The 25090-nt window shown below is 36.2% G+C and carries 23 protein-coding genes; 22 read left to right on the top strand and 1 reads right to left on the bottom strand.

The window, feature by feature from the left end; translation table 11 throughout:
- Window positions 1–164 precede the first annotated feature (164 nt).
- From ACIFSR_RS33995 to ACIFSR_RS33910, 18 genes are all read left to right on the top strand, one after another.
- A complete protein-coding gene (locus ACIFSR_RS33995; protein ID WP_430063647.1) occupies window positions 165–1019 on the top strand; it encodes a GIY-YIG nuclease family protein in 855 nt (284 codons plus the stop codon).
- A 35-nt stretch (window positions 1020–1054) separates the two neighbouring features.
- On the top strand, window positions 1055–1759 hold the full coding sequence (locus ACIFSR_RS33990; RefSeq protein WP_430063645.1) for a hypothetical protein: 705 nt from the start codon (window positions 1055–1057) through the stop codon (window positions 1757–1759).
- A 780-nt stretch (window positions 1760–2539) separates the two neighbouring features.
- On the top strand, window positions 2540–3223 hold the full coding sequence (locus ACIFSR_RS33985) for a hypothetical protein (RefSeq protein WP_430063643.1): 684 nt from the start codon (window positions 2540–2542) through the stop codon (window positions 3221–3223).
- A 30-nt stretch (window positions 3224–3253) separates the two neighbouring features.
- Window positions 3254–4390 (top strand): helix-turn-helix domain-containing protein, encoded by a 1137-nt coding sequence (locus ACIFSR_RS33980; RefSeq protein WP_430063641.1) that lies wholly within the window; start codon window positions 3254–3256, stop codon window positions 4388–4390.
- 209 nt (window positions 4391–4599) lie between these two features.
- Entirely contained in the window at window positions 4600–5004 is a 405-nt protein-coding gene (locus ACIFSR_RS33975; protein ID WP_430063639.1) for a hypothetical protein, read from the top strand.
- Complete coding sequence (locus tag ACIFSR_RS33970; RefSeq protein WP_430063637.1) at window positions 4997–5440, top strand: PIN-like domain-containing protein; 444 nt, start codon at window positions 4997–4999, stop codon at window positions 5438–5440. The genes ACIFSR_RS33975 and ACIFSR_RS33970 overlap by 8 nt, the downstream gene beginning before the upstream one ends.
- Before the next feature lie 365 nt (window positions 5441–5805).
- The gene (locus ACIFSR_RS33965; protein WP_430063635.1) at window positions 5806–7683 is read left to right on the top strand and encodes a tetratricopeptide repeat protein; all 1878 of its coding nucleotides are present in this window, start codon (window positions 5806–5808) and stop codon (window positions 7681–7683) included.
- Window positions 7684–8024: 341 nt separating this feature from the next.
- Window positions 8025–8600 carry an NUDIX hydrolase gene (locus ACIFSR_RS33960; RefSeq protein WP_430063633.1) on the top strand — a complete coding sequence of 192 codons (576 nt, stop codon included), beginning with the start codon at window positions 8025–8027 and terminating at the stop codon, window positions 8598–8600.
- Window positions 8601–9143: 543 nt separating this feature from the next.
- Window positions 9144–9395, top strand: coding sequence for a hypothetical protein (locus tag ACIFSR_RS33955; RefSeq protein WP_430063631.1), 252 nt, complete (start codon window positions 9144–9146; stop codon window positions 9393–9395).
- Window positions 9386–9790, top strand: coding sequence for a hypothetical protein (locus tag ACIFSR_RS33950; protein WP_430063629.1), 405 nt, complete (start codon window positions 9386–9388; stop codon window positions 9788–9790). Before ACIFSR_RS33955 ends, ACIFSR_RS33950 begins: the two co-directional genes overlap by 10 nt.
- 158 nt (window positions 9791–9948) lie before the next feature.
- Window positions 9949–10125 carry a Sec23/Sec24 zinc finger-containing protein gene (locus tag ACIFSR_RS33945; protein ID WP_430063627.1) on the top strand — a complete coding sequence of 59 codons (177 nt, stop codon included), beginning with the start codon at window positions 9949–9951 and terminating at the stop codon, window positions 10123–10125.
- Between the two features lie 211 nt (window positions 10126–10336).
- Window positions 10337–10498, top strand: coding sequence for a hypothetical protein (locus tag ACIFSR_RS33940; protein ID WP_430063625.1), 162 nt, complete (start codon window positions 10337–10339; stop codon window positions 10496–10498).
- 603 nt (window positions 10499–11101) lie between these two features.
- The gene (locus ACIFSR_RS33935) at window positions 11102–11509 is read left to right on the top strand and encodes a hypothetical protein (RefSeq protein WP_430063623.1); all 408 of its coding nucleotides are present in this window, start codon (window positions 11102–11104) and stop codon (window positions 11507–11509) included.
- Between the two features lie 33 nt (window positions 11510–11542).
- Window positions 11543–12508 (top strand): HNH endonuclease, encoded by a 966-nt coding sequence (locus ACIFSR_RS33930; protein WP_430063621.1) that lies wholly within the window; start codon window positions 11543–11545, stop codon window positions 12506–12508.
- Window positions 12509–12618: 110 nt separating this feature from the next.
- On the top strand, window positions 12619–13653 hold the full coding sequence (locus ACIFSR_RS33925; protein WP_430063619.1) for an HNH endonuclease: 1035 nt from the start codon (window positions 12619–12621) through the stop codon (window positions 13651–13653).
- 330 nt (window positions 13654–13983) lie between these two features.
- Window positions 13984–14460, top strand: a complete 477-nt coding sequence (locus ACIFSR_RS33920; RefSeq protein ID WP_430063617.1) for a ParA family protein — start codon at window positions 13984–13986, stop codon at window positions 14458–14460.
- An 839-nt stretch (window positions 14461–15299) separates the two neighbouring features.
- Window positions 15300–15902, top strand: coding sequence for a hypothetical protein (locus ACIFSR_RS33915; protein ID WP_430063615.1), 603 nt, complete (start codon window positions 15300–15302; stop codon window positions 15900–15902).
- A gap of 18 nt (window positions 15903–15920) precedes the next feature.
- Window positions 15921–17075 (top strand): hypothetical protein, encoded by a 1155-nt coding sequence (locus ACIFSR_RS33910; protein WP_430063613.1) that lies wholly within the window; start codon window positions 15921–15923, stop codon window positions 17073–17075.
- Between the two features lie 203 nt (window positions 17076–17278).
- On the opposite strand, the gene ACIFSR_RS33905 is transcribed toward ACIFSR_RS33910, so the two are convergent.
- Window positions 17279–17827 (bottom strand): hypothetical protein, encoded by a 549-nt coding sequence (locus tag ACIFSR_RS33905; protein ID WP_430063611.1) that lies wholly within the window; start codon window positions 17825–17827, stop codon window positions 17279–17281.
- A 288-nt stretch (window positions 17828–18115) separates the two neighbouring features.
- Here ACIFSR_RS33905 and ACIFSR_RS33900 point away from each other — a divergent pair, with 288 nt between their 5' ends.
- The 4 genes from ACIFSR_RS33900 (at window position 18116) to ACIFSR_RS33885 (ending at window position 25016) form a co-directional block, all read left to right on the top strand.
- Complete coding sequence (locus tag ACIFSR_RS33900; RefSeq protein ID WP_430063609.1) at window positions 18116–19693, top strand: TnsD family Tn7-like transposition protein; 1578 nt, start codon at window positions 18116–18118, stop codon at window positions 19691–19693.
- Window positions 19694–20184: 491 nt separating this feature from the next.
- A complete protein-coding gene (locus ACIFSR_RS33895) occupies window positions 20185–22671 on the top strand; it encodes a restriction endonuclease (RefSeq protein ID WP_430063607.1) in 2487 nt (828 codons plus the stop codon).
- Between the two features lie 116 nt (window positions 22672–22787).
- Window positions 22788–23906: a hypothetical protein gene (locus tag ACIFSR_RS33890; RefSeq protein ID WP_430063605.1), complete on the top strand. Its 1119-nt coding sequence runs from the start codon at window positions 22788–22790 to the stop codon at window positions 23904–23906.
- A gap of 237 nt (window positions 23907–24143) precedes the next feature.
- The gene (locus tag ACIFSR_RS33885) at window positions 24144–25016 is read left to right on the top strand and encodes a hypothetical protein (RefSeq protein WP_430063603.1); all 873 of its coding nucleotides are present in this window, start codon (window positions 24144–24146) and stop codon (window positions 25014–25016) included.
- The last annotated feature ends 74 nt before the right edge of the window (window positions 25017–25090 follow it).

Raw genomic sequence — 25090 nt, 5'->3', positions numbered from 1 at the left:
AGTTATTTTTAGTTTTCTACAAAGTAACATGTTTTATGGTGGCAGGAGTGATGGGATTGGAAAATATAGCTTACGTGAATCTCGTTTATCTGAAAGAGTTGATATCGCATGAGGTAGTTGGATTAGTGATCAAACATTGCTAAAGATAAGGCAGGGTGAGATTGGTGTTTCTAACTGAATTGCTTTCAATGAGAGGATTGGATCTTTCCAAATCGATAAAGTTAGTTCGGCATCAAGATCCGAATTATGATACCAAATATCTATATAAACGAGGTATGCTCGATTTTTATCAAAGCATTCAAAGCAACGATGTATTTGGGAATTGCGAGTATCTCATATCGTTTTTGGGTTATGAGCAGTCGAAAGCAATCTACATTGGGGCTTATCGAGTAATTAGTAAATCAACATTTAATAGATCAGTGACAAAAGTTCCTCCTGAGTATCCATATATGGAGATTTTAGAGCAACCATTATTTCATTATGAAGTGGAGAAGATGGATCTATTAAACGATCTGGTTGATCGGCTGGTTATTGATTGGGGAGCCTCGACGAGGGCTTGGTATCAATGGCTAAAAAAAGACAATCCGAAGCGAGTGGTTGAAATACTCCCTGCTGGATATGTTAAGGAATTCCCTGGGTTTGAAGATGTAATCTTAACTTTTGACGAGCTTAAAACGATTGTTAATAGTCCTGATCCAAATAGAATATGGCATACCATGCTTTCTTCCGTTGCGGGGGTGTATTTAATAACTGATATGACCGATGGAAGTCAGTATGTTGGATCGGCATCAGGGAAACTGGGCATTATGGGGCGTTGGAGAAGCTATGCTGAAACGAAACATGGAGGGAATATCAAACTGGTGACATTATTACAGAGAGAGCCAGAGCGTTACAAAAATTTTCAATACTCGATTTTACGAACACTACCTAAATCGTTAACTCAAACTGAAGTTATTGGTTTTGAACAGAAATACAAGCAGAAGCTCGGGTCAAGGGCATTTGGTTTGAACGGGAATTAAATTACTGCTTATTAAGTAGCTAAGGAGACGAGGGAATGGGAAGTGAAGTTATAAAAAAATTCATTGTTGAACACGAGGATATTTTACAAAACTCGATTTTAACATGTGCTGACCTAATTATGCTAAAAGACAAGTTTTATTGTAATTATATGAAGAAGCCGAGAATTACAGAAGCCCTAATACTTAGATGGCTTCATCATCGATTAGGAATGAATCCTAATGTATACATAAATGAAGTAACTAACAACGGGATAATACTTAGGTCAGAAAAAAAATATGAAGCAGGTATTGGAAGACAAACTTTAGATATCTCTATATTATCTAATTTGGAATTGATAATGGGAATTTCAATTAAGGTTAGTACCTCTACATCTGCATACTTAGATGGAGCAGATTTTTTTAACCCTATATTGGAGAGGTATAGCAGTTATTATGTTAAAAGTATGGAAGACTATCAATATAGGAGAATACACAAAAAACGAATTGGTGTTCCAACGCTGTTGCAGGATATGGCGAGAATTGAAAATATACAACAAGCACAAAAGAAAAGATTCAATTCATTGACGATCGTATTTGCAAAAAAGAAACAGAAGGATGAATTTTGGATTACAGAGTTTGAGAAGGACTTCAACCATAAGTATTTGTTTCTTGCAGATACGCCTGATTTACCTTTAAGAGAAGCATTTGAAGTATCATTTCCATCTCAAATAAAAAAACGTGTCTTTTCTGAATTTATCTAAATTTAATCAGCAATTGAGAATAGGATCAATTGAACAGCATAAATCTGCTATTACTGTTTAGGCATACATTTAAGTCTCCAGCTCCACCTACAAAGACTGCATTGATCACTTAAAGTTTACCACTAAGCCAACGAATGTCAGGTATCCACAACTGATTTTTCTCGGCTTTTTCTCACTCTTTTCCCCAGAACCTGTCTTTTCCTCGATCTATTTCCCAGACTTTTCCTCGCATCCTCGACATCAAGAATGCCGCACCACGTCTGCATTCTCAAGCTTTTTCTCAGGTGTTTCCTCAACGTATTTATCGATTCAATCTCTTCCTAAGCCCAGCTCTTTCCCTATGGTCTTCCCTGATTTCACGTCAAACTTATTTTGCTATTTGACTCTGATTTTGCTCGATTTTTTGTGTTTTGCACGTTCATTTTGTTGGTTTCAGTGGCAAACTTATTTTGCTCTTGGGAATTGGGAAAAGGGAGGAGGAATTGCTGGGAAGCCTTGTGGGGCGTGGGGTGAGGGAGGGTGAAGGTAGAGGGGAGAGAGTGACAAACTTATCTGCATGGGACATAGTAGAGACGACGAAAAAAGAGAAAATTTTTCTCTTTTTCTACTAAGAAAAGGAAATAGGGAAAACCGAATTTGAACCCAATTAACCTGGCAGACAAATCTCAATCGAAATGCAGTGTAACTTTACTTATTCATAGATATACATAAGTTACTTGACATTTTATATGAAAAGGTAAATAATATATTTATCAGATGGTATAGAGGTGGAGGCTGATTATGAAGAGTTATTTAGCGGAATGTATGCTTACAGCTGAGCAGAGATCTATAATTGTAAGAGGGGTACAGGAAGGGAAAAACGAACATCAAAACATAAAAAGTCTACTAAGGAAATTCACTACGAATACATATGATCCTCGATTGCAGTATGATTGCGTTAATACTCATGTAGAGGAATTAGTCCTTAGCAATCCTCATACACAGATGAGAGTTTTAAAGAAGAAGGCTGGGTTTCATCCATATATCGTCATCCAGGATACAATAAGAAACATTTTTATTCTTGTTGCAAAACTACCCAAGAACAAATATATCTACAATCCGAGTGGTTATCGAGGCGATTTTGCCTCTTCGAATTTTGACCGCCTTTTGGAGATGGGAGCATCCAAAGAAGACCTGCTCGGTGATCTCACATATCAAACATCAATGGCGTTAGGTATTGAAAACCAGCCTTTTGGGATTATTGTTAGCTATGACAGAGATAGTGACATTATTTTTGAGGGTGCTTTAAAACCCGATCAAGAGGACTGGATTTACAAAGAAGATATTACTGATTCAATTATTGCTCATACGGTGGATGTCGTACCTGTAAACGTCTATAAATCGTCAGACATAGAGCCGAAACTTAAAGTACCTAACACAGACAGTGAAATTGTTATTAAACTAAAAAGCAACGCTACATTATAGAAGGATAACTCTTGATTAGGGGTAATAAAAATGAAAGTAAGGGAAGAACAACAATTTAATCCCAAAAGATTAAGGGAGGCTCGATTAGTAAGAGGGTTGTCAATAAGTAATCTTGCTGATGAAATTGGGGTATCGAAACAAGCGATATCCCAGTTTGAGTTAGGTGAGCACACGCCGAAGCCTGAGACAGTAATGGCTTTAATCAATACATTGAAATTTCCAAAAAGTTTTTTCTACCGTGAGTTCAAGGAGCAATACGTTGGAAATACATTTTTTCGTGCGAATGCAACGGCAACAAAAAAGAGCAAGGAAATACAATTTAATAAATCGCTGTTATGTGGATATATTTTTGAGTATGTTTCAGAGTATATTGAGTTCCCCGATTTGAACCTGCCAGATACATCGCACAATATTAATTTGGAATGGGATAACGATTCTATTGAAAGTTTGGCTAAACAAGTACGAGCATATTGGGAAATTGATGATAAGCCAATCACTAATATCGTACATTTGTTAGAGAGAAATGGAATAATGGTCTTTTCTGTTGATACGGATAGTGAAAAAGTGGATGCATTTTGTCAACACCGCAAAGGTAGACCGTTTATTTTTCTTGGCAACGATAAGCAGTCAGCATTCCGAAGGCAATTTGATGGTGCTCATGAATTAGGGCATGTCTTAATGCACAAATATATTCATAATCAAGATGTGCTAAGTCGAGATGAGTTTAAGAATATGGAGAGTCAAGCGAATAGGTTTGCTTCAGCATTGTTAATGCCAGCAGAGGCTTTTGCTAAAACGATAAACTCAGTATCTTTGCTTCATTTCGTAGACTTGAAAAAATATTGGAATGTTTCTATTGCCGCTATGTTATACAGATGTTTAGATTTAAAGCTAATTGATGAGAGTAAATATACCTCACTTGTTAAACAAATGTCCATGAAAAAGATGAGGACAAAAGAGCCACTCGATGATGTCTTTCCTCTACAGGAACCTGTAGTCTTTAGGAAGAGCATTTTAATGCTATTGAAAAACAAAATTAAAAATGAATTGCAGTTAATTCAAGAGATGTCCGTACCTCAAGAGTATATAGAAATGCTCTGTAATCTTGACCAAGGCACATTAAATCATAAAGAACCTGAGCCTACCATTAGGTTAATTAAGGGATAAATAATACTGAATAGAAGCTCCAGTTCAAAACTGAACGGAGCTTTTTACATAATATGAAAGCGGGAGAATAAATGACGGAACGTCACATGGCAAAATTTGAGGATATATGTGATGAAAGTTTACTTGTTTTTGATACGAGTAGTATGCTTCGAATTTAAGAATGGCAACTTGATAAGGCTATTGAATTCAAAGATGTTTTGAAGTTTAAAATGGATAATATCTGGATCCCCCATCAGGTTAATTTAGAATTTGGAAAACCTGTTGGCTGGGTGGAGGCTGATAATAAGTATGTCAAAATACTTGAAAGGTTAGATAGCCAGCAAATAAAATGGGGAAAAGTTCTAAAAATGATTGAGAGATGGGAAAGCAATGGCTTTGAAGAAGCGTTTAAGCTGAAAGTATTGGAAATGGAGACATCGGGGGTCACTCCCGATAAATTGCTTGAGCTTAAACAAATTGCAGATAGACTTCATCATGAACACAGGCTTGTTGTACCAATCGATACGATATTTGAAGAATTGTTTTCAAATATAGGCGAATCATTCTTGGATACTGAGGAGCAACTAATAAAAAAGGAATTCGAGGCCACGCCGCTTGCTCCAGGTTATGGATAGAGATAAAGGTAATGCAAACTCTCATGGCGACTTCTTTTTTTGGAAACAAATGCAAAGAAAATCTATCGAGACGTCTCATGATATCATCTTCATTACTTTGGATTTAAAAGAAGATTGGTTCAGTGACAAAGATCAACAATTGCCTCGTGAAGATTTACTTAAAGAGTTTAATGATATAACGCAAAATCGAATTATTATTATCTCTTTGACTTCTTTTTTAGAGGAATGCTCTGTTTATTTGAATGAGGATATACGAGAATTAGTGGCTTATTCATCCATCCAAGATGAAGTAAGAGAGTTTTTTGATCATTGGTTCCCAGACCAGCTTCTTGACAAAATTAACGAGTACTTGGCAGAAGATGATACGATTAAAGATAAAATGGAGTCAGTGTTAGAGGTATGTATTGACACTGTTTCTTTTGAAGGTGTTACCTAACAACGGTTTAATATTGATAACCATGAGATAATTGAGGATGAAGATAGCTATATGGTTTTTCATTCCTTTGTTGACAGGATTCAGATAGAGTAGCTTTTAAAAAAGAAGCCGAGAGTGTTGACATTACTGATATTGATTTTATGAGAGCAACCAGTGACACTAATAATAAAAGTGAATATATAGACTTTGAGGATGAAGAAGATTCAGATGATTCGGATGATTCGGATGACTACAACTCTTATGAGAATACGAGACGTAATATAGGCGGAGAAGAATACTTTTAACGCTTTCTGAGTCTCCATTCCCTCTTCAATATTTACTGGGGATTGTTATGGGGTATGTAATTAACGAAGTGGGGGACACATGTGGATAATGAAATATGCATAAACTGTGGAAAAAGAGAAGTTAGATTCACTTGTAAAATAATTGGTAAGGGATTATGTCAGTATTGCTGTGATAAATTCCAACTACATGAAATTACTGAAGACTGGCATACTTCCCTTTCTCAAGGGTCAGGTAGTGAGTTGACTTATAGTCAGTGGATAGATCTTAACAAAACGAAATGTTTAGAGTGTGAGGGACTTTTAAGGGGTGAGGATGAAGAGATACATACTCACCCAGAGTCGGGATTCGGTTTCGCATTATACCAATCCCCTTCTTATAAAGGGAAAAAAGTGTTTTCAGGAGTTGGATCGCTTCTTTTTGCAAAGAGGCAAAGAATGATAGAAATGATTGGATGTACTGAAGTGGAAGACTACTTTTATTTAGGAGAGAGTTACTTTCGAAATGGTGAATTCGGAAAAGCACTTGAACAATTTGAAAAAGTAAAAGATGAAATCGATGATCCTCTGCTTTTCTTATTCTTAGGAAAAACCTATTTCTACTTGGGTAGCTTGTCATTAGCAGAAAGCTATTTGAAAAAAGCAATCAATCATAATGAGAATTATGCAGAAGCACATCGCAGATTAGGAGATTTATATAGAGAACAAAAGAGATATGTAAAAAGCATTGGTTGTTATGAGGATGCTATTGATGTTAATTATAGGGATCCTGATTTTATTGATAATTTTTCTGCATACAGTTACTTCGGGATGGCTTTGTCGTATTCTAAGCTGGGACTTCAAAGTGAGGTAATTGAAACTATAACTACCTTTTTAGATTATGAAGGGTTAGACGGAGAATCGATTATTGAAAGATGGGGGCATTTTACAACGGGGAATGTGATTGATGAGTCAATTGAGGGTGAAAAGTACCATTTCACAGTTGCTTGTGAACTGTTGACAGTTGCCTATCTGGAAGCAGACGATCATACCAATGCCGAGAGGTACCTAAATTATGCTCTTCAGTTGGAACCTAATAATTCCGATATTGCTCGACTTGAAGGAATACTGATAGGTCGAAAATATAATGGGGAAAAAATGCTTGAGTATAAACAATTACTCGAAGATATAAAGAGTACAACGGAGAATAAAATATTCCCGCAAATCATGACAAATTTACAAGAAGTAAAAGATTATACACTCCCAAGAGTATGGGCAACTTTGAAAGGTTCGTCTCCTTTCGATCAAGTAAGGATCGTAAGCAATGATTTAGAAGAAACTGTAGATACGTTTCTATTAAAAACGGTTTTCTTTGTTTGTAAAGAGCTACATGAGTTTTCCCCCAATATCACACCTTCTCCTGAAAAACCCGCTGAAGAGGATCGCTATACGGAATTGTTTAAATTTTTTCTAAACCAAAGACTTCATTTTCTTGGTTGGAATGTTGAAACACAGTCCAGGGGAGGTTACACAAAGGAAGTAGCAAGTGATCGTGGTGGTATTGGTGAGAGAGATTTAGTCTTTAGATGTAGCCAAGGAAGTACATTGGCAATAGGAGAGGCGTTAATTTTAAAAGGTGCTAATCAATCTGCGATTAAGACACATGTAGAAAAAATCTTTGGTTATGATACTACAAGTTCAAATTATCATTTCGTCATTAATTGGGGATTTTCTGATGACCCAAATAAAGTTTGGAAGGAGTATAAGAAAGCTGTCGTTGAGCGTGATGAAGGTGCATTCGCAGTAATCAAGCATGGATCTATTGAGGAATTGTATTCAAAGATAAATGGTCAGGGGATTCGCAGTTTTTATACTTTAAATGAAACAGATGATTCGGACAGAACCGCAAAAGTCATTCATATGTATATTGACATTAAGAACCAATTAAAGCGAAGTATAGCCTCGTCTTCAAGGAAACATTGATTCTGGTTGGTTATAAGTGATCTTTTCACTAAGAAGCCTCATTCCCTAATATGTGCAATGCAAAGATAGTCCTTTGCCAGCAAATTAAACTCGTATTGAGCAGTTAATAAACGCGGCAAGAGTCGAGCAGATGCCAGGATTATTTCCTGACACTTGCTCGGCTTTTCTTTTTTAGAGCAGGGGGCAGGAATTAAGGGAAATGCAGGATAATGCAGGTTTCTTCTCGAATCATATCGCAGAGGCTTTTATCAGGCGTTTTGGGGTTTCTCAGGCGGTGGAATGTCGGTATAACTACATTCAAAATGATTAGGACTGTGGAGCAAACGACAGGGAGTGATTGCATGCAGTTGATAAGAAGAATAACTGACAGTGATTTTATTGGTGATGCTTCTGAATTCATGGAAACCATTACGCGTTATGCCTCAAGGGGTGTATTAGTTGATGACAGGTTTTATGTTGCTATGATGTACATGTCAAAAATTAACCTTTATAAGTTGCCTGGCGGGGGAATTGATGAAGGCGAAGAGATCAGAGATGCGTTTCTACGTGAAATAAAGGAAGAGACAGGCTATGAAGCTGAGATTATATATGAATTGGGTTACGTCGAGGAGCATAAGAACAAAAATAATTTTATGCAACATTCCTACTGTTTTGTAGCAAAAGCGCACAGCCGCGTAAGTAACGGGATGCTTACTGAAAGTGAAGCAGAGATTGGAATGATAGTTGAATGGATGACATTCGAAAAAGCGTTAGAAGCAATGAACAGCTCGGAAATAAATTGTAATGATTATTCAACCAAATTTATGATTGTACGGGAAAAGGCTATTCTTGAAAAAGCGGTTGAAGTATTAGCGAACCTAAATGGACGAGGGATTTTTGAAGAATGTAAGGGAGCGGATGAAAATGACAAAGGTTGAGAAGACCTACCAACAGGTAAAAGAGTAAGTTTCAAAAGAGCAGGCATATGACCTTGCCGAAAGATGCTGAATGACCTTGATCCAGATAAAGTTGCCGAGATTACTGGGCTTCCATTTTTGAAGCAGTCAACAACCTAAAACAGAATCAGTAATACCGAAGAAGTCGAGGGTTAATTCCAAGGCTTCTTTTTATTTGGTTAGCTCATTTTGGAAATGGTATTTCAGACGAAGATCGATATCGTTGGAATTTCAAAAGACGAGGCGAAAGTCGTCGCTTATGAGGCAAAACAACTTTCGGAATACAATAAACCTATATATAGGGATAAAAAGTTCTTCTATCGGTTTTAAGCATACCATCTTCGGAAGAAAGTTGCTTATTCATCAAAGGGTTAACCTGATAGTAGAGAAGTCTAATTTTGACGATGATTTTAGTGATGGAATATATGCGGTGCAAGTCCGAAGTGCCTGCCGCAATACAGTATACGCAGAATTGCGCAGTACATGGAGAAAAATAGGATAGAAGGTCCGATAGGTGAAGATGAGTTGAAACAATTTAGGATCGAGCCGAGAGGGTTTATTTGTAGGGAAGTGAAGACGGTAGAAGAAGCAACTCATTGGTTTCCTGCATTTGAAAATCCTTACGAGGACTGTGAAGTGACACCGTATCAGTTGTATCGTATTTTTCATGATCGGTATGATGATGAATTCCTCATCATGGATGACCACAATAATTTCTCACTCATTCATCTCTGGCACATTGGGAGGTACGTTGTCCTCGAGGAGACATGGAAGTAGTAAGAATAGGAATAATGAAAATAGGGAGAGGAGTGATGAGTATGGTTAACTATTATAATCATCAGCAAACCGTAGCAAGCGCTTTGATTCAGTATATGAGGCAGAAGGGATATTCAAGGCTAACGTTCTCAAGATTAACTGGAATTCCTCGAACAGCGATTGATTCACTAATATTAAGAGGTGGGGAAAATATAGATAAATCGGCATATAACGCTCATATTTTACAAATCAATCAGAGATTTAATTTCACGGAAGAGGATCTCTTGGAAGTAACGCCCAAGCCCAATTTGTCCCCACCTCCACCTGCTCAAACAGAAAGAAGTGCGCTGGCCCAAGAGGCACTGGACGGATTAGAGCAGATTTTGGATGTATTTTCGATGTATAATAAAAAGTGAATGAGAATTGGAAGTTACATTTGAGAAGTCCATATGTAGCGATAAACTTTCAGTACGATAAACTTCTTTTTATTTGGCTCTGTTATCCTTAATTGTTGATTTCCGTGCAAAATAACAACCGCTTAATTATTCGGCGGTTAAAATGGGAGAGAAAAACTATGGGTGAAAGATTTCCTAATGTTGATTGGCATTGTGACCGTTGCAATGCATATTTAAATGGTCAGTCGGGATTTGATGATCATAAATATATTTGGAAATGTACAGAATGTGGACATAAAAATAGCATTTCAGCATCCAATGTGTATGAATCTGAAGAAGATTACAGAAATAAATAGCGCGGATGTTTAAATGGGAAGATACAGACACCCGCAATCAGTTCATCCAGAACTACAAAGACGCTCATTTTGAGGAACGGATGCGGGTCGAGTTTGAAAGCTAATTAGTAAATCGCAAAAAAAACACAGCGTATAATAGAGGGACAAGCAATTCTGGCTCTCTAAATAAATCATGATAAATTCAAGCTAAAAGTAGAGGGGGGAAAGAACAATGGAGAGTTCATTAAAGGAAAGATTGATGACATGGGCTGAGAAGAACCCAATACCAACAACGATCATTGCTTTAGCTGGTATTGGTAGTTTTACATTTCTTGCAATGAAAAGTCCTAAACAAGTCAGTATTGAAGTAGGAACTATTAAAGTTCAGTGTTAGGTCCCGCAGAATTAGGATAACATAGACGAACATTTTGAGGAACGTATGTGAGGCGAATTTGAATGACGCGGATCTCAGCCGCACAAGTTAACGGTACAACGAATAGAGGACCATGTTGCTTGCCTGCGACGTGGTCTTTTTTTGCAGGATTCTTCAGCCTTCTCATTAAAAATAGGCTTTGTTAAACCATGATATTAAGATTAGAATAATTTGAACAAATATTCTATAATATGGGTAGTATTACTTGTTCGGAGATGACTTACCATGGGTTAAAAAGGAACTGAAGAAGCTTGCTGAAACATTGGACGATACCAATAAGCGAGAGCTTATCCATGGTTTAATATCAACATTAAAATTTAACATAGCCTTTTATTTAAAGCGATGTCGATTGGGAATATGCAAGATCAGTCTATAATCCAGCGTTGCTACAACGCTCTCATAGTATTCAGAGCTGAAAGAAGCCAAGAAATCAGGCCTTGATCTGATTTATTTCGGCTTTTTTTTGCTTTCTTTTTAATTTAAAATTATTCTTTAAAGTTACTATTGAAGTTACTTATAAAGTATTATAAAGTGGAAGTAGACAATGTAAAGGAGAGATGATCAATGGATGATCAACAAAAGATAGAGTTGATGAAGCAGATGATTGCGGAAAAAACAAAGGAAAGAGAAATATTAAAAAATCAATTGGATAGTATCCAATTGGAAATGAAACAGGTGGATATTTCAATTAATGCATTTCAAAATGAACTGGTCAAGCTGACTGGCGAGAAAATTATATTGAAGCAATTGCCTATAAGGGGAGCAGAAATTGGAGAAGCGGCAATAGAAGCACTTAGGCGTTTAGGTGGAACAGCTCATTATAATAGTGTTAAAGAGGAAATAGAAAAATTCCATTTCATAAATGGGGCAAATGAAAAGAGCAAGGCAGATTCGGTTTGGAATCAATTAAATAAAAGCGATATGGTAGAAAAAATTGGTCGAGGCGAATTCCGTTTGAAAGTTAGTGATTAGAATCCGTACTTAGAAGTGAATGGGGGAACATAAATGTCAATACCCAAAAATATTAATAGAGAGCACATCGTTAAAGCAATTCGTTATATTGATGAGCATGGAGTGCCATCTAAAAATGAGTCAACGAAGTATAATCTGCATTTTAATAATAAAACTTACCCACCAAAATATGTTGTTTCAAAAGCAAACATCTATGCAAATGGCAGAGAGCTTGATGTCTCAGACTTCAGCGGTGGGGTTGAGACAAACAGCGTGTTGCAAGGCTTGGGATTTGAGATCATCCAATTGTACGATGAAGTTCCTCCGTTAGAGCCGAAGCTACGAGCAAGGGAATATGAAAGCTATTCGGATGCAGTTCGTGATCGAATTGTTTTTGATTACTTATTTAACTCACAGACGCATCGATGGCTGGATGAGCATATAATCGGACTAAATGCTGATGAGAGTCGTGGATATCAAGCGATGGGCATTTTACATTATATCGGACTTCGAGACAAGCATAAAGGGATCTTTAAGGGGAGCACTGTGTTAACAGCATTGGATCAATTGCGTAATTCTAAATATGATTTTTCTGTGGTTACTGCTTCATTGGAGCGGACAGCAGGGGATTTCAATAGTACGAGTAAGAAAACTGTAGATGCAGAATTCGAAAAAAAGGAATATGAAGAAGGAAAGGAACTACTGAGATTACATAAGGTTCGTGAGCGTGATCCAAAGCTCATAAAAGATGCGAAGAAGCGATTTAAGAAGTCGCACGGGGAGTTGTTCTGCGAAGCGTGTGGAATCAACTTCGAAAAGGTGTACGGAGAGCGGGGAAAAGATTTTATCGAAGGTCATCATAAAAAGCCAGTTTCCGAGATGAAGGAAGGGGAAACAACCAAAGTCGAGGATATCGGAATGCTTTGCTCCAACTGTCACCGCATGATTCATCGAATTCCAATGATTAGTATCGAGGAGTTGAAGAAAAGTCTCAGGATATGTTGGATGGGGATCTCATAGGGCTAAGTTCTGAATGATAAGTTTTTGAATTCTGACTCAGTTCTATTCAACACGTATTCAGTATTTGAAGACCTATTAATTCGATTTTTATCATTGTTGGGGGCGACTTGATGGCTAAGCATGGAGATGGTTTAGGTTATGAAATAGTTAAAGCAGTAATAAACGGAGAGATTATCGAGCCAATTACCTTTCAAAAAGTGAAAGGTTTTTGTAACAAAAATGGGATTCTGGCGAGTGAAAATCATATGAAAGTTATTCTTTCGAATGCTACAGAGAATACACATAGCCCAACTTATAAAAGATACTTTGAGCGTGTTGGAAAAGGCGAGTACAGAATACTCCCTGAGTACAGGAGACAACCAAAGTATTACTGGTTGAATATTGATTCTGGAGGGTATAATTGGACGTTTTCAAATGTAAAGGTTGGCAGTAGCCAGATTTACTCGAACTTAAACCCTAATGGAAGTAAACGAAAGAACGAGACTTGCTTCAAGAACATTCAAATTGGAGATTATGTAATTGCATATGAAACTGGAAAAACTAAAGCGATAACAGCGACCTGTCGAGTTGTTGATAAATATGAGAAGGACAATGTAATCAAAGTTAACTTTCAAAAAAACAGAGATTTTGAATCCTTTTTAAGTTTAAACACTTTGATAACAACGAAGGCTTTAAGTGATTGTAAAGTGATTCAGAATCATATGGGAACTTTATTAGAAATTGAAGCCAATCATTTTAACATTATTTTGCAATTGCTTGATGAAATGAATAATCAGGATTATGATGAGAAACTTAATCGAGCAGTCCAGAAATCTATGGCAGACAGAAGCGAGGAGAGAAAAAGACGATTAGAAAGTAGGACTGAACTTATTCCTGAAATGTATGAGACAACAACAAGGGTGTTCAAGCGTAATCCCGATGTAATTGCAGAGGTCCTCGTTAGAGCCAATGGAGTTTGCGAAAAATGTAAACGTCCAGCTCCGTTTATGAGGGCTTATGATGGAACTCCTTATCTGGAAGTTCATCATGAAATTAGATTAGCAGATGGAGGCGAGGACACCGTTGATAATGCAATTGCCGTTTGTCCAAATTGCCACAGAGAACTGCATTTTGGATTCTTACCAGGAACAGATGGTGGTAACTAATTGATTAGATGTCAAAATTGGATATAGAACGATCTCTTTGCCGACAACAAAGCTCAGATAGTCTATCTGATTGTTGATCGGCTTCTTTATATGTAGGGGTGCGTAACAAATTCATAAGAGTTATGAACATGTTACCGAATATGTGTGAGGATGTTCATAACTTGTTCATAACATATATGAGGATGTATGAACATGTTTCATACAATGTGTGATAAGTTCTTATTTACTTTTGATGCTGATTTGTGTTAAAATAATTATTTTAATTTTGATATTGACTTTTCTCGGATATTAACGATAAACTTACCATCAAAATAGGGTGGTGAGAGGCTAATGACTATCGCAATCAGCATTGTAATGAGAGACCTGCTAAATCAGGTAAATACGGCAAATTATGATTTTGTCGTTATAGATACTCCCAGTACGTCTTCCAATGAATTATTTAACCTATCCTTGTCTATCCCCGATTTCGCAGTCATGACGTACTCTCCTAACAAACTCCAACCAATTAAAAGCTGGCTTAATAAAATCAAGCATGTTCAAGAAATATTTAACCCCGAATTAAGGGTTGGTGGCATTTTAAGGACACGATTTAACGATATTGAGGATTCGCATATATTTTACAGCCGAGAAGTGTATAGGCGGTATCCTGAATACTACTGGAACAGTATTTTTCTTAATTCTCCTCTCTTTTTAAATATTGATTCCTATTCTATTCAGAAACCACAAGTAACAAAGGCCTTTAAGCCTGTCTATGATGAGCTAATTCTCCGACTTTTGAAACGTGGAAATGGAAGTGAGTTATGGTAAAAGTAAATAGAAAAAAACCTCAGAAAAATACCAAGTACGACATGAATACTACGTTAATCGGGAGAGATCAACTTGAAATATCAAAAATGGCGTTAGAGCTTTTATGGAACCCTGACGAAAGTTGCACTTGTTTAAAGTGGAAGAGGAAAGAACAAGGCACGAAAAATAACTTATCTCTCTGACAAATCAGGAATTGGATGAGATGAATTGGATAAATAAGATAGGTTGATCCAGTGTTAGTGTGCCAACTACTCTAATAATGCTTCATGCCCAATCTTACAAACTAATTGGGCATACATTTGCAATTACAGCATGGGTTGTCGCACGGCATCAACAACATGAAAACCATGCTTCTCGCAAGCGAGAAGAGGCTTCTACGCTCTGTGCGTATGAGCCTTTTTTTGCATTCTTCCAAAAAACGTTATAAAGCCATAACTAAACAACTATAATGCAATCATCAACTGGATGAGGGGCTTCGAAAATCGGCATATGCATAAGTTTGCCTGTTCCTGCGGAAATCGGCGCACTAAGCATCTGCACGCTTCCGTTGTGCTCGGCTATCGCCGACCGTTCGTCCTACGGCACTCACTGCAAAACGGTCGCCGATTTTCTCGCCCCTTGGGGAAAGCCGTTGCCCCATTTGCAATGGGACAAGTGTTTCTGCGAAACACGAACAGCATTGTCTCATCTAAAGATGAGTCAACAAAGCATGTTGCCGCGTAAATTCTCCGCGACAACCGTCTCTCCGAGTCGCAAATGCCACAGTGACCATCTTTGATGGTCACTAAAATAATGCCGCCACGAACAAATCATTCATAGAGCAAAAGGAGGTGCCATCCATGGCAAGACGAAGCAAACCACTCGTCACCCAATTCTTTAACCGAGACCGACTCGTATTTACCGCACTCTATAAGGTCGGACATGTGTCTTACGATCAATTACAAACATGTGGATTAGCCGATAGACGTATCCAAAACCTTGTGCGAGATGGTCTTGTCGAAAAGGTTGCGTACAAGAGGAAAGGGAAAAGCGAGTATTGTTTTAAGCTTAGTAAGCTTGGACGTGAAACTGCCGCCCGCCTGTGGGGATTGAGTTATGCATACCATGCTCAAAGCCCCATACACGATTTGGGAATTGCAGAAAAATATTTTAGCTTATCAGAAGAGTTACGTGAAAAATGGAAGTCGGAAACGCAGATTCGCAAAGAATTTGAAGATCGAATTGCTGATATGCGGAAAGAAGGCAACGAGGTGGAAGCGAAGCTGTATCAAGATATGCTCAAAGAGAAACTAATATCCATGCCAGATGGCTTATATAACAATACTGAAGGCATCGAGGTAGGGGTTGAAATCATCACTAATTCGTATGGAATCGAAGAAATGAGATCTAAAGAAACATTCGTTAGCATTATTGGTTGCCAATACGAAACAATCAGAGTTTGAAGGGAGGGAATTTATAATATGACTATATTAAATGCTAACAAACAAACAGTTTGCGAGAAATATCGACTATATCTTGAGATTGTCTACCGTTTCGGGAACAAAGTCATAATGATGAAACAGTTATACCGATACGCAGAAGTGCTGGGAATAGTAAAAAGCTTCTCGGCGTTTTACAGCACAATAACAGAACTTGTAGATGCCGATATTCTAAGAAAAGAGTCGTTTGACGCTTTCGGCAAGAAGACTCAACTTCAAATGCTTGTGATGCGAAAATATGGCATCCGATTTTTGGAGGGTAAGCCTTCCAGCTACAGTGTTGCATCGGTCAAGAAAGCTCAGGGGAATGAAAGGATTCTGGTAGGCATTTTCAAAAACCAATATATCCTCAATAAAATCATTCCTCGTATCAAAAAGGAGGGTACGAGGGTAACGCTTGGAGCAATAAATGATCTGTTGGAACGCGACCACAGTACAATTTTGCACAACAAAAATCAAGGACTTTCCTTTCTGGAAAAAATGCAAAATGAAGCAACTCTCCAAGAGTATTTGGATATGTTATCGGTCGAGCAAGATATCGAGAAAATGCAGAAAATCAAGCAGAGAATGGGAGAGGGATTGAGGAAAGGATCGGAAGCATCGGAAGGTAAGGGGCGAGGAAGGCTTCGTTTACCTGAAGCGTCCTCAGTGGATTGCGTTGAGAAAGTCGCTAAGAGAAGCCAGGATTTAGGCAAGGAGGAGAAGATCGACAATTACACCCTTGATACAATGCTCTCGTTCAATGCATATATCGCGCAGATTAAGACTGAGAAGGGTCAAGTTAAAATTACATTACTAATTTTCGACATTTTCAATAGATCAAACATTTATAAGATAGCCACGCACATCGCTTGCATGTACCATATGTTCACTCGCTATTTTAATGATCAGGTTGAGCTGAAGGTCGGCGTCGTATCCATTGACGAGTTCGGTTCCAAGCATTTAAAATCACAGGCTGAATCGGCAACTATCGACTTTGTTTCAAAAGAGCGCAGAGATACGCGGCTACCTCATATTTTGAGTAAATGGCATGTTGATCAAATGATGCAAGAACAAATCGATGTAAGATTTATACATTATGACATCACGGATCAGTTCCTCGATGGCATTAAGCACGCAAATCTTATCAGACGCTAATTTTTATCGGATGGTATTACCATCCATTACAAAATTCATAAGTACAAGTCTCGAAGAGAACTTCCCTCGAAAGAGGAGTACGGTAATAGCTTTAGTCTTTCAGTTGATGGACAACAAATTAATACAGACAATAAAGGAAATGAGAAGGGGGAGCGGAATCGGCATTCAGCCAATTTCCGATCCCCTTTTATTAAATATGACTATCAAGATTTTTGAAGAGATACCGTCATCCAAGCTCCGTTTCCAAATTGAAATTTGATATCCGATGGACTAAACCCTCTGGCTTCTAAGCCTTTTTCGATGAATGTCATAATATCGTTTAAAGAATCTGATTCAAATTTAACTTCCATCGTAATTTCAACATCCTCGTGGGAGTAATCATGATGATTAACAATCCGTTCTCCTAACAGGTTTAAGACAGCTTGTACAAAACTATGATTACTTATATCCGTTTCTCCTTTATCATTCATACTTTTTAGTATAAAGAACCCTTCTTTTAGTTCTTCTCCATGACCAGTACCGTTACCATGGTCAATCATTTTGAATAGTGTCCATCTAACTCCACTTTCTGTATAATCCCAGGTCCGAATGGTGTATTCTGCTCCTTCTTGTCTAATCCAGATACGATCCAAATCAAAGTCTTCAATTTCGAAGTTGTTATCGCCAAAAACCTCAAGTACAAGGTTTTCTACTTCCTGTGGGATTTCCGTTTTATTTGATTTCCAATTGCTTAAATCGACCACCTTATTCATCTATGATTCCTCCTGTCTTATACTTTTGTCTTATTAAACGTCGAACACGGACATGAGTTGCACCTGTTGAGAAATTTTTAAAAATCCGATTTAAAGTTAGAGGGTTTTAGGCAGTGAAGCTTAACCATTTCTCTTTCTTTTGATCGCATAATGCCATCCCCTTATTTTTATTTCAAGCTGATATATAATAGTTACAATGAGTCATGCTGATTCAACGGAGGGGAAATGGAAGAGGAAGGAAATGAATGGAGTGTAAAAGATCCGTGAAAAGGTGCAGATGTGCAGTCAATGCACAATGTCAGGAGAAGGATATATCTTGGACAGAGTCTTCCGATTAGATACGAGGACGAGATGTTGTATGGTGTAATTTCACGATATTCAATTCGTAGTGGTAATACCAGCCATCGAGCAACATTAATCGACGTATTTGGATCCAGCAATTATACTGTCAGTTTGGAATTACAGCCTGGAATCCGACGAATTATTTCAAACTTACCTATGGGAACGACGCTAACAGAAGAGCAGTTCATTTTTCAAAATACGATGTTTTTGTTTTATACCGCATTTAAAGGTGAGGAGCAAAGTCGCTGGATTTGGGATGAGATGCTTTCTGAACATGGGAAAGATCTATATAATGCAACAGGTCAATCGACATCTCCAATAAAAATGGCAACTCATTTTCAATACTGCATTCAATGTAATAGGAACTCACTTGAGAAGCACGGTGAAATGTATTGGAGGAGGCTATTTCAAATACCAGGTGTGAAAATATGTGTGGAACATGGGGTTTGGCTGAGTCAAAGTGAAGTTCCCATGCGTGGTATTACAAAACATACTTTAACAGTGCCAACGCAAGAAAATTGCTCTGAAATCATAGTAGAGGAAGTCTCGGATACAAAAATGCTGGCCCAATATCGTTGCATTGTAAACGATGTTGAAAAGATACTTAATTGTGAATATCCAAGTCGCCCACTCGAATGGTTTTATCGCTGTTACAAAAATCAACTCACTAGTAAAGGTTATGTCTCTATAAAAGGAAGGGTTGATCAGAAACGTGTTAGAGAGGATTTCGTTGATTATTTTGGAGTCGAACTACTGGATATTCTTCAGAGTTCAGTGGTAGGGAATCATAATTGGCTGAAGAGTATCTTTCAGAAACATAGAAAAGGCAAAGAATTTCACCCAATAAGACATCTTCTCGTCATACATTTTCTTGGGCTGTCGATTGAAGATGTATTTTATGCTGACGAATCGAAATTTCCATTTAAACCTGAAGTGTTAGCAGATCAGCCGAAGAGAAAAATATTGAAGAAAACAATGACTCCAAAATACAGAGAACAGGCAAAGAAGGAAAGGAGAGTGTCATGGACGGAAATGAGAAGCCAGCATCCGCAGTTGGGTAGATTAGAACTTCGAAAGCTCAACTCAAGAGTATATGCATGGCTTTATTTATATGATCGGGAATTTCTAATGGAGCACATGCCTGATAGGCTACCTGCAAAGTCAGTGACCATCCGTTACGATTGGCAGAAGAGAGATGAAGAGACTCTTCAAAAAGTCAGATTAATTGTTGGACAGTTACTACGTGTTGAGGGAAAGTCACATCGGATAACTATTGCAAGAATTCACGAGGCGTTAGAGGAACAGTGCTTATATGCAGAACATCTTAGTAAAATGCCTTCTACGAAGGAGTATCTGTCACAAGTATTAGAGAGTACAGAAAAATTTAGAGAACGAAGCATTTTATGGGCAATTCAAGAACTGAAAAAAACAAATGAACCACTTATTTTGAATCGTATTAAAATCAAGGCAGGTGTAGGAGGAGTAAATAGTATTTTGCTTAAATATCCAGAATTGCTTCAATGAAAATAAATGGAGGGGACGATTTTTCTCTAACACCGCAAGGTGCTGGTCTACTACAATATATATCGAAATAGTTGGTAAACCTCACAACTTTTCATCTGAAATTGTTTGGAGACATTCCAGGTTGCAGTGGAACATTTATTTGAGTTTGCATCGGTTATTTTAAATGGATAAAGGCTTATGGAGAACAATCTTCATAAGCCTTTAGTTTGGGGTTACAAGTATTCCGAAAAGGATCGTTTTCAGAATAATTTCACATGGGTAAGGGGAGATAGACCTAAGGACCTTGTAACTATACTTTTCTTACCAAATGAAGGAAGAGACCCTTTTTTTGTCGAATAGGTAAAATTAAGAAATAGTACAGGTTAAATTGTATGAGGCAAAGTGAACATTTGTAATACTTGTAAGACCAACAGATAATTTAGAACACTTTTTTAGTTTAGAAATACTATAGTGCAGATGTGTAATTTGTTTTAGAACACAGGAGGGTAAGCATGAGAACTTACAATTTTACTGAACTCGATTGGGAAGCCTTTGAGAGGCTTTGTATAGCTACTTTACAACTAACAAGGAATATGAAAGTACAGTCATTTTCGGGAGCCGTTGACGGCGGGCGTGATGGTTATTATGAAGAAGTAATGGGAAATGACGAAATGGGTAACTTACTCAAAGAAAAATTTGTTTTTCAAATTAAACATACTAAAGACGAAAAGAAAAGTATTACATACTCGCTTGTAGAAAAAGAGATCGATAAGATTAAGAAAATGGTAGCAAATAATCAGATTAATTCCTATACCTTAATAACAAATTATAATTTAACGGCTGATAATGAAAAAAAAATAAAAAGAAATATTGAGAAAGAAGTAGGTAAGGTATCGGTCGAAATTTACGGAAAAAAATGGTTAGATGATATGATAAATTTACATACAGAACTTAGAAGATATGTCCCAAGATTTTATTATAACGGTGTATTTTCAATAATTCTTGATGAAAAAATTACAGAACAATCTAAGGCTTTGTTACAAAGTAAGAGTTGGAGATATAACATTATTAACTTTGTTGAGACACCTACCTTTTTCGAAGCACTCAAGAAAATCGAAGAGGATAAATTTATATTTTTAAAGGGAGAATCAATGTCAGGAAAATCTGCAATGGCACAATATCTATGCTATGAATTGTTAATGCGGCATCCTGAGTACCAATTGATTAAGAAAAATTTAAGGGAGTTTGAACAGCAATTTGATCCGAATGATTGTAAACGAATTTATTACATTGATGATGTATTTGGAATCCACTCCATTAATAAAAGTTTCATTGATTCATTAGGTGAAGATACCTTCTCGTTTGTCCAGATAGCAATTGAGAAGGGAGCATTTTTTATTTTTACAAGTAGAGACAATATATTAATTGAAGCAAAGAACACTTCATCCATTGCTCGTTTAGCAAGACTTTACCCTGATATTTTCAATGATTCAAATATTGTACAGCTAACTAAATTTAACAACGAACAACGTAAAAAAATATTATACAACCATATTAAATATGGTGATTTGCCTAAAGCAACAAAAAGCCAAATGAAACCCTATTTAAATGAAATATCGATGCATTCTGATTTTAAACCAGAATTAGCGAGGAGGTTAGGAAGTTCTATATTTAACAAGAATGTAGGTACATCTCAAAATGCTTTGGACAATTTCTTTAAACACCATAATACATATTTGCAAGACATATTCATAGAACTCGATAAAGAGCGTAAGGCGGCAGTTGTTTTTGCATTATTACATGAAAATTATAATGAATCCGAAATAAACACTAAAGAAATTAGTGAAACTATATTGCATAAATTTAAGATTAATGATCAAGATACACTAATAGAGGCTTTGAATAAAATAGATGGGAGCTTTGTAAGAAAAGAAGTGATTAATGATAGAATTGTATGGCTTCCTCACCACCCAAGCATGAGAGAAGCATTATTGCCTCTCTTAAAAGATAAAATTGAGATATTTATTGCATTAGCGGACTTTGATATTCTAACCAGTGAAACTTCTTGTTTAACACCAGAAGGTGTCTTCATTTCAGATGATTACTGGAAGAGATTCACTGATAAATTATTCGGATCATTTTGGGAGACTCAAAAAGAAATAAAATCAATTGATGACTATTACATTTTTAAAAAAGATGAACTTGCTCATTTTCTTGCTTATAACGTTAGTGAGAGCTATTTGTTATGGCTCCATAAAGAAAAACCAGACATTAATTGGAGTGAATATACACATAGCTCTTATGATCAACTCTCGATCGTCCCTTCATTTGATTTAGCATATAAATTAGAATGTCTCGGGTTACTTTCGGATGAAATAAAAGCAAATGTGATTGCTCGCATATTTGATATAGCAACTCGAAATTTTGATATTACATTCTTGAAAGAAGGCAGTGTTAAAAATTTATTAGGAGAAGATAATTTTGATGTTTTACTGAAAGAGTACAGTGATAATGGTTTGGAGAAGGCAGAAGACTTGATTAATCAAATTATAGAAGACGCTGAGAAATTAATTGATTATGAAAATGATTTAAACACATATATAGAACAAGTTTTCATAGATCTTGAATTATTGGAAAATAAATTAATTGAAAATGGGTTGCTCGATGATAATTGGGAAACTGAACTTGATAAGTTAATAGAGGAGACAGAATCGAAAAAGTCCGAGTCAGAAGAAGAACATCAAGAGAAATTCGAAGATATTATGGATGTTTTCGATGATGCTTTTTATGAAATGAAAGGTGAAACTGATCCTAAAAAGTCCGTTGAAATTTTCATGAATACACTAAATAAAATTGAAGATATGTATGACCTTGAATATAAGCAAATCATGTCTCTGTTAATTGAGGAATCAAAACATAGAGAAAGCTCAGAGTTGCCTTATTTACTAAAAGTCTTAAACCAAAATAGTATTGATTTCTTTAATGATGTAGATGAATAATATTAAATATAAAAATTCATTGCACAATCAAATGTAATTTTAATTTTGCATTATAGATGGAAATTCTAACTGTTGTAAAATAAACAAACCTGTTGATTTATGAAGGGATTGCAAATATGGATATTACAGAAGAGGATATTAAGAAGCTACTTCAAGATGCGATTAACAAGTTAAGTAAGCTTTTTGATCAAATAAGTATTGAATTCGAAGAAACTGAAGAAGATATTATTCAAATAAGCGATTTTGATAGTCTATTACATGATATAGATGAACTTATTTACTTTTCACAGAATAATAGGGAATCTAATTGGAGCATAATTATCAAGTTGAGAGATACATTAAATAAAGAAGTTCAAGGAGACACTGAAGAGAAGCTGTTGACATGTAGAAAACTTACCGCTGAGTTTTTGTTAAATTTATATTTTATAATAGCAGGGATAGATGATGAGGAAAAACACATCAATTCATTGGTGAATATGTGGAATATAATAACCGAGGTTACGCACAAGCAGTATAGTGAAAAACAGGATTTATATTACAAGAATACTTTGATTGTTGAACAACATAGAAAATTTGAGGAAATGACCGACTTATTGCAAACTGAATTAATAGCTTTTGATATCAATCTATTTTATTGCGAAAAACTAATTCATTTTATTGATAATGAACTATCTCAAAACCAATTGGTATTTCACATGAATTTGCACTTCATTCAACAATTCATCAATAACTCGTTTTTTGTAATGATTCTTACTTCCACAAAACTATTCTCAACTGCAAAACAAGATAAAAACTTTGGTTTTGATTTTTTAAAAAACTTTATTAATCAGTCATGTAAAAGAAGTGATGAACAGATAGTGCAATCCTTGCGTAAAGTTAGTGGTGGGGAAGTCAGAGGTTTAATTAATGATGGAAAAGTATTGTGCAAAGAAATAGAAAACATACGAAACTACTACTTAGCACATTATGATATTATGAAAATCGAGCAAATCAGGAAAATACAATTAGATTTGAAGTTGTTTAATGAGATCTATAATGTTTCCGTTAAAATATTTGAGATATTGTCTTTAAAAAGATTTCATAGGCTTGATACTGCGTATTCCAATCTAATAAAGTTTCAAGGATTTGAAAAAATTGTGTGCCAAAACTACCTTTTAAGAGGCAATGGTTTATCAGATGTTGACATCTATTTGAATCATCTGAGAAAAAATCATCTTATTCCAAAGAGTGAATAGCATAAATAATTCGTTGAGTCATATTCATATCGCCCTACCCAAGAGCCTGTTAAATCTTCCATTTAAAAACTCGACAGTAGTTAGTAAGAATTTACTAAGATGATGCTTAGTGTTGTTTTTTTGAAACTATGAGGATGGGATAACAAGAATTTTCGTATGAAAGGTGATTGAATGCGATACCTACTAAATCATTTACAGTTAGTCTACTCACCTATTTCAAATCAAGAAGGTGATTGGTTGTGGCAGGATGAGGAAGTTCGAGAAATGGTTAAGAGCTCTAAAATATACATGATTGGACATAGACAAGAACTCTTTTTTGAGGTTGTAAATTTCATTCCTGCGGCTGGAGGACTTTTAGTATTTCAATTGAAAATGGGAGAAGTAGTCAGTCCTTTGATAACTTATAATATCCGTACTGAATTAGAGCATCTATTAAAAGATGATGATGAAATTGACCTTGAAATTGGTCCCAAGTTAATTAGATTTACTCTAAACGGTTCTGAAAATGTAATAAAGTGGTTTACTCCAGACTTTTTCCTCTTTTTATACTGGAGGAAGCAGATAGAAGTAAATGTCTATGGTGATTTTGATCTAAGACAGTTTACAAATTTTGAGCTTTACTATGTTGGCATTTCTAAAAAAGGCGATAGCTTTTCTCGATTATTTGAACAAGCCCATCACGGAAGACTTAAAATATTGACTAATGCTCAGACAAAAAAATATGGTTCTCGACTTACTGACGAGCTTACAATTTTTATGTTTGATATAGACAAGATAAATATAAACATATTTAATACAGAGGATGATTTGAAACAAGATATGAATTACGTAACCGATGCAGAAGCAGTGATTGCTGATGCAGAAAAAGCATTTATTAAATTACTCAAAACGGAATACAACGAAGTAACATATCAAAATTTTCCTCAGAGCACCGATGGGTTATATAATGAGGGGCTCACGAGATATGGTTACAGTATACAAGAAAACATAACTTTCTATACTGATAGTATAGAATTTAAAGGGGATTTCGACTTGCGAGCTATTAATGACTTTATTTTAGTTGAAGGAGATTCGGCTAAAGTAGTGAAAGTTTCTGATAACCAAAACTGAAGGTTAACTATCTAAGCGATTGGTGTTAACATTCAATATGAATAGCTTCCTTTTAACAAATAAATAATTCCTGT

Origin of the sequence: Paenibacillus sp. NRS-1760, from assembly GCF_050467785.1 — a bacterium.
In the GTDB taxonomy this organism is placed as follows: Bacteria; Bacillota; Bacilli; order Paenibacillales; family Paenibacillaceae; genus Pristimantibacillus.
This window is presented reverse-complemented; position numbering and strand designations above follow the sequence as displayed.

Bases quoted from the DNA above. Each gene is read 5' to 3' on its own strand.
- ACIFSR_RS33990 (WP_430063645.1), top strand. From the start codon at position 1,055: ATGGGAAGTGAAGTTATAAAAAAATTCATTGTTGAACACGAGGATATT.
- ACIFSR_RS33985 (WP_430063643.1), top strand. From the start codon at position 2,540: ATGAAGAGTTATTTAGCGGAATGTATGCTTACAGCTGAGCAGAGATCT.
- ACIFSR_RS33980 (WP_430063641.1), top strand. From the start codon at position 3,254: ATGAAAGTAAGGGAAGAACAACAATTTAATCCCAAAAGATTAAGGGAG.
- ACIFSR_RS33975 (WP_430063639.1), top strand. From the start codon at position 4,600: ATGGATAATATCTGGATCCCCCATCAGGTTAATTTAGAATTTGGAAAA.
- ACIFSR_RS33970 (WP_430063637.1), top strand. From the start codon at position 4,997: ATGGATAGAGATAAAGGTAATGCAAACTCTCATGGCGACTTCTTTTTT.
- ACIFSR_RS33960 (WP_430063633.1), top strand. From the start codon at position 8,025: ATGCAGTTGATAAGAAGAATAACTGACAGTGATTTTATTGGTGATGCT.
- ACIFSR_RS33950 (WP_430063629.1), top strand. From the start codon at position 9,386: ATGGAAGTAGTAAGAATAGGAATAATGAAAATAGGGAGAGGAGTGATG.
- ACIFSR_RS33945 (WP_430063627.1), top strand. From the start codon at position 9,949: ATGGGTGAAAGATTTCCTAATGTTGATTGGCATTGTGACCGTTGCAAT.
- ACIFSR_RS33940 (WP_430063625.1), top strand. From the start codon at position 10,337: ATGGAGAGTTCATTAAAGGAAAGATTGATGACATGGGCTGAGAAGAAC.
- ACIFSR_RS33935 (WP_430063623.1), top strand. From the start codon at position 11,102: ATGGATGATCAACAAAAGATAGAGTTGATGAAGCAGATGATTGCGGAA.
- ACIFSR_RS33930 (WP_430063621.1), top strand. From the start codon at position 11,543: ATGTCAATACCCAAAAATATTAATAGAGAGCACATCGTTAAAGCAATT.
- ACIFSR_RS33925 (WP_430063619.1), top strand. From the start codon at position 12,619: ATGGCTAAGCATGGAGATGGTTTAGGTTATGAAATAGTTAAAGCAGTA.
- ACIFSR_RS33920 (WP_430063617.1), top strand. From the start codon at position 13,984: ATGACTATCGCAATCAGCATTGTAATGAGAGACCTGCTAAATCAGGTA.
- ACIFSR_RS33915 (WP_430063615.1), top strand. From the start codon at position 15,300: ATGGCAAGACGAAGCAAACCACTCGTCACCCAATTCTTTAACCGAGAC.
- ACIFSR_RS33910 (WP_430063613.1), top strand. From the start codon at position 15,921: ATGACTATATTAAATGCTAACAAACAAACAGTTTGCGAGAAATATCGA.
- ACIFSR_RS33905 (WP_430063611.1), bottom strand. From the start codon at position 17,827: ATGAATAAGGTGGTCGATTTAAGCAATTGGAAATCAAATAAAACGGAA.
- ACIFSR_RS33900 (WP_430063609.1), top strand. From the start codon at position 18,116: ATGCACAATGTCAGGAGAAGGATATATCTTGGACAGAGTCTTCCGATT.
- ACIFSR_RS33895 (WP_430063607.1), top strand. From the start codon at position 20,185: ATGAGAACTTACAATTTTACTGAACTCGATTGGGAAGCCTTTGAGAGG.
- ACIFSR_RS33890 (WP_430063605.1), top strand. From the start codon at position 22,788: ATGGATATTACAGAAGAGGATATTAAGAAGCTACTTCAAGATGCGATT.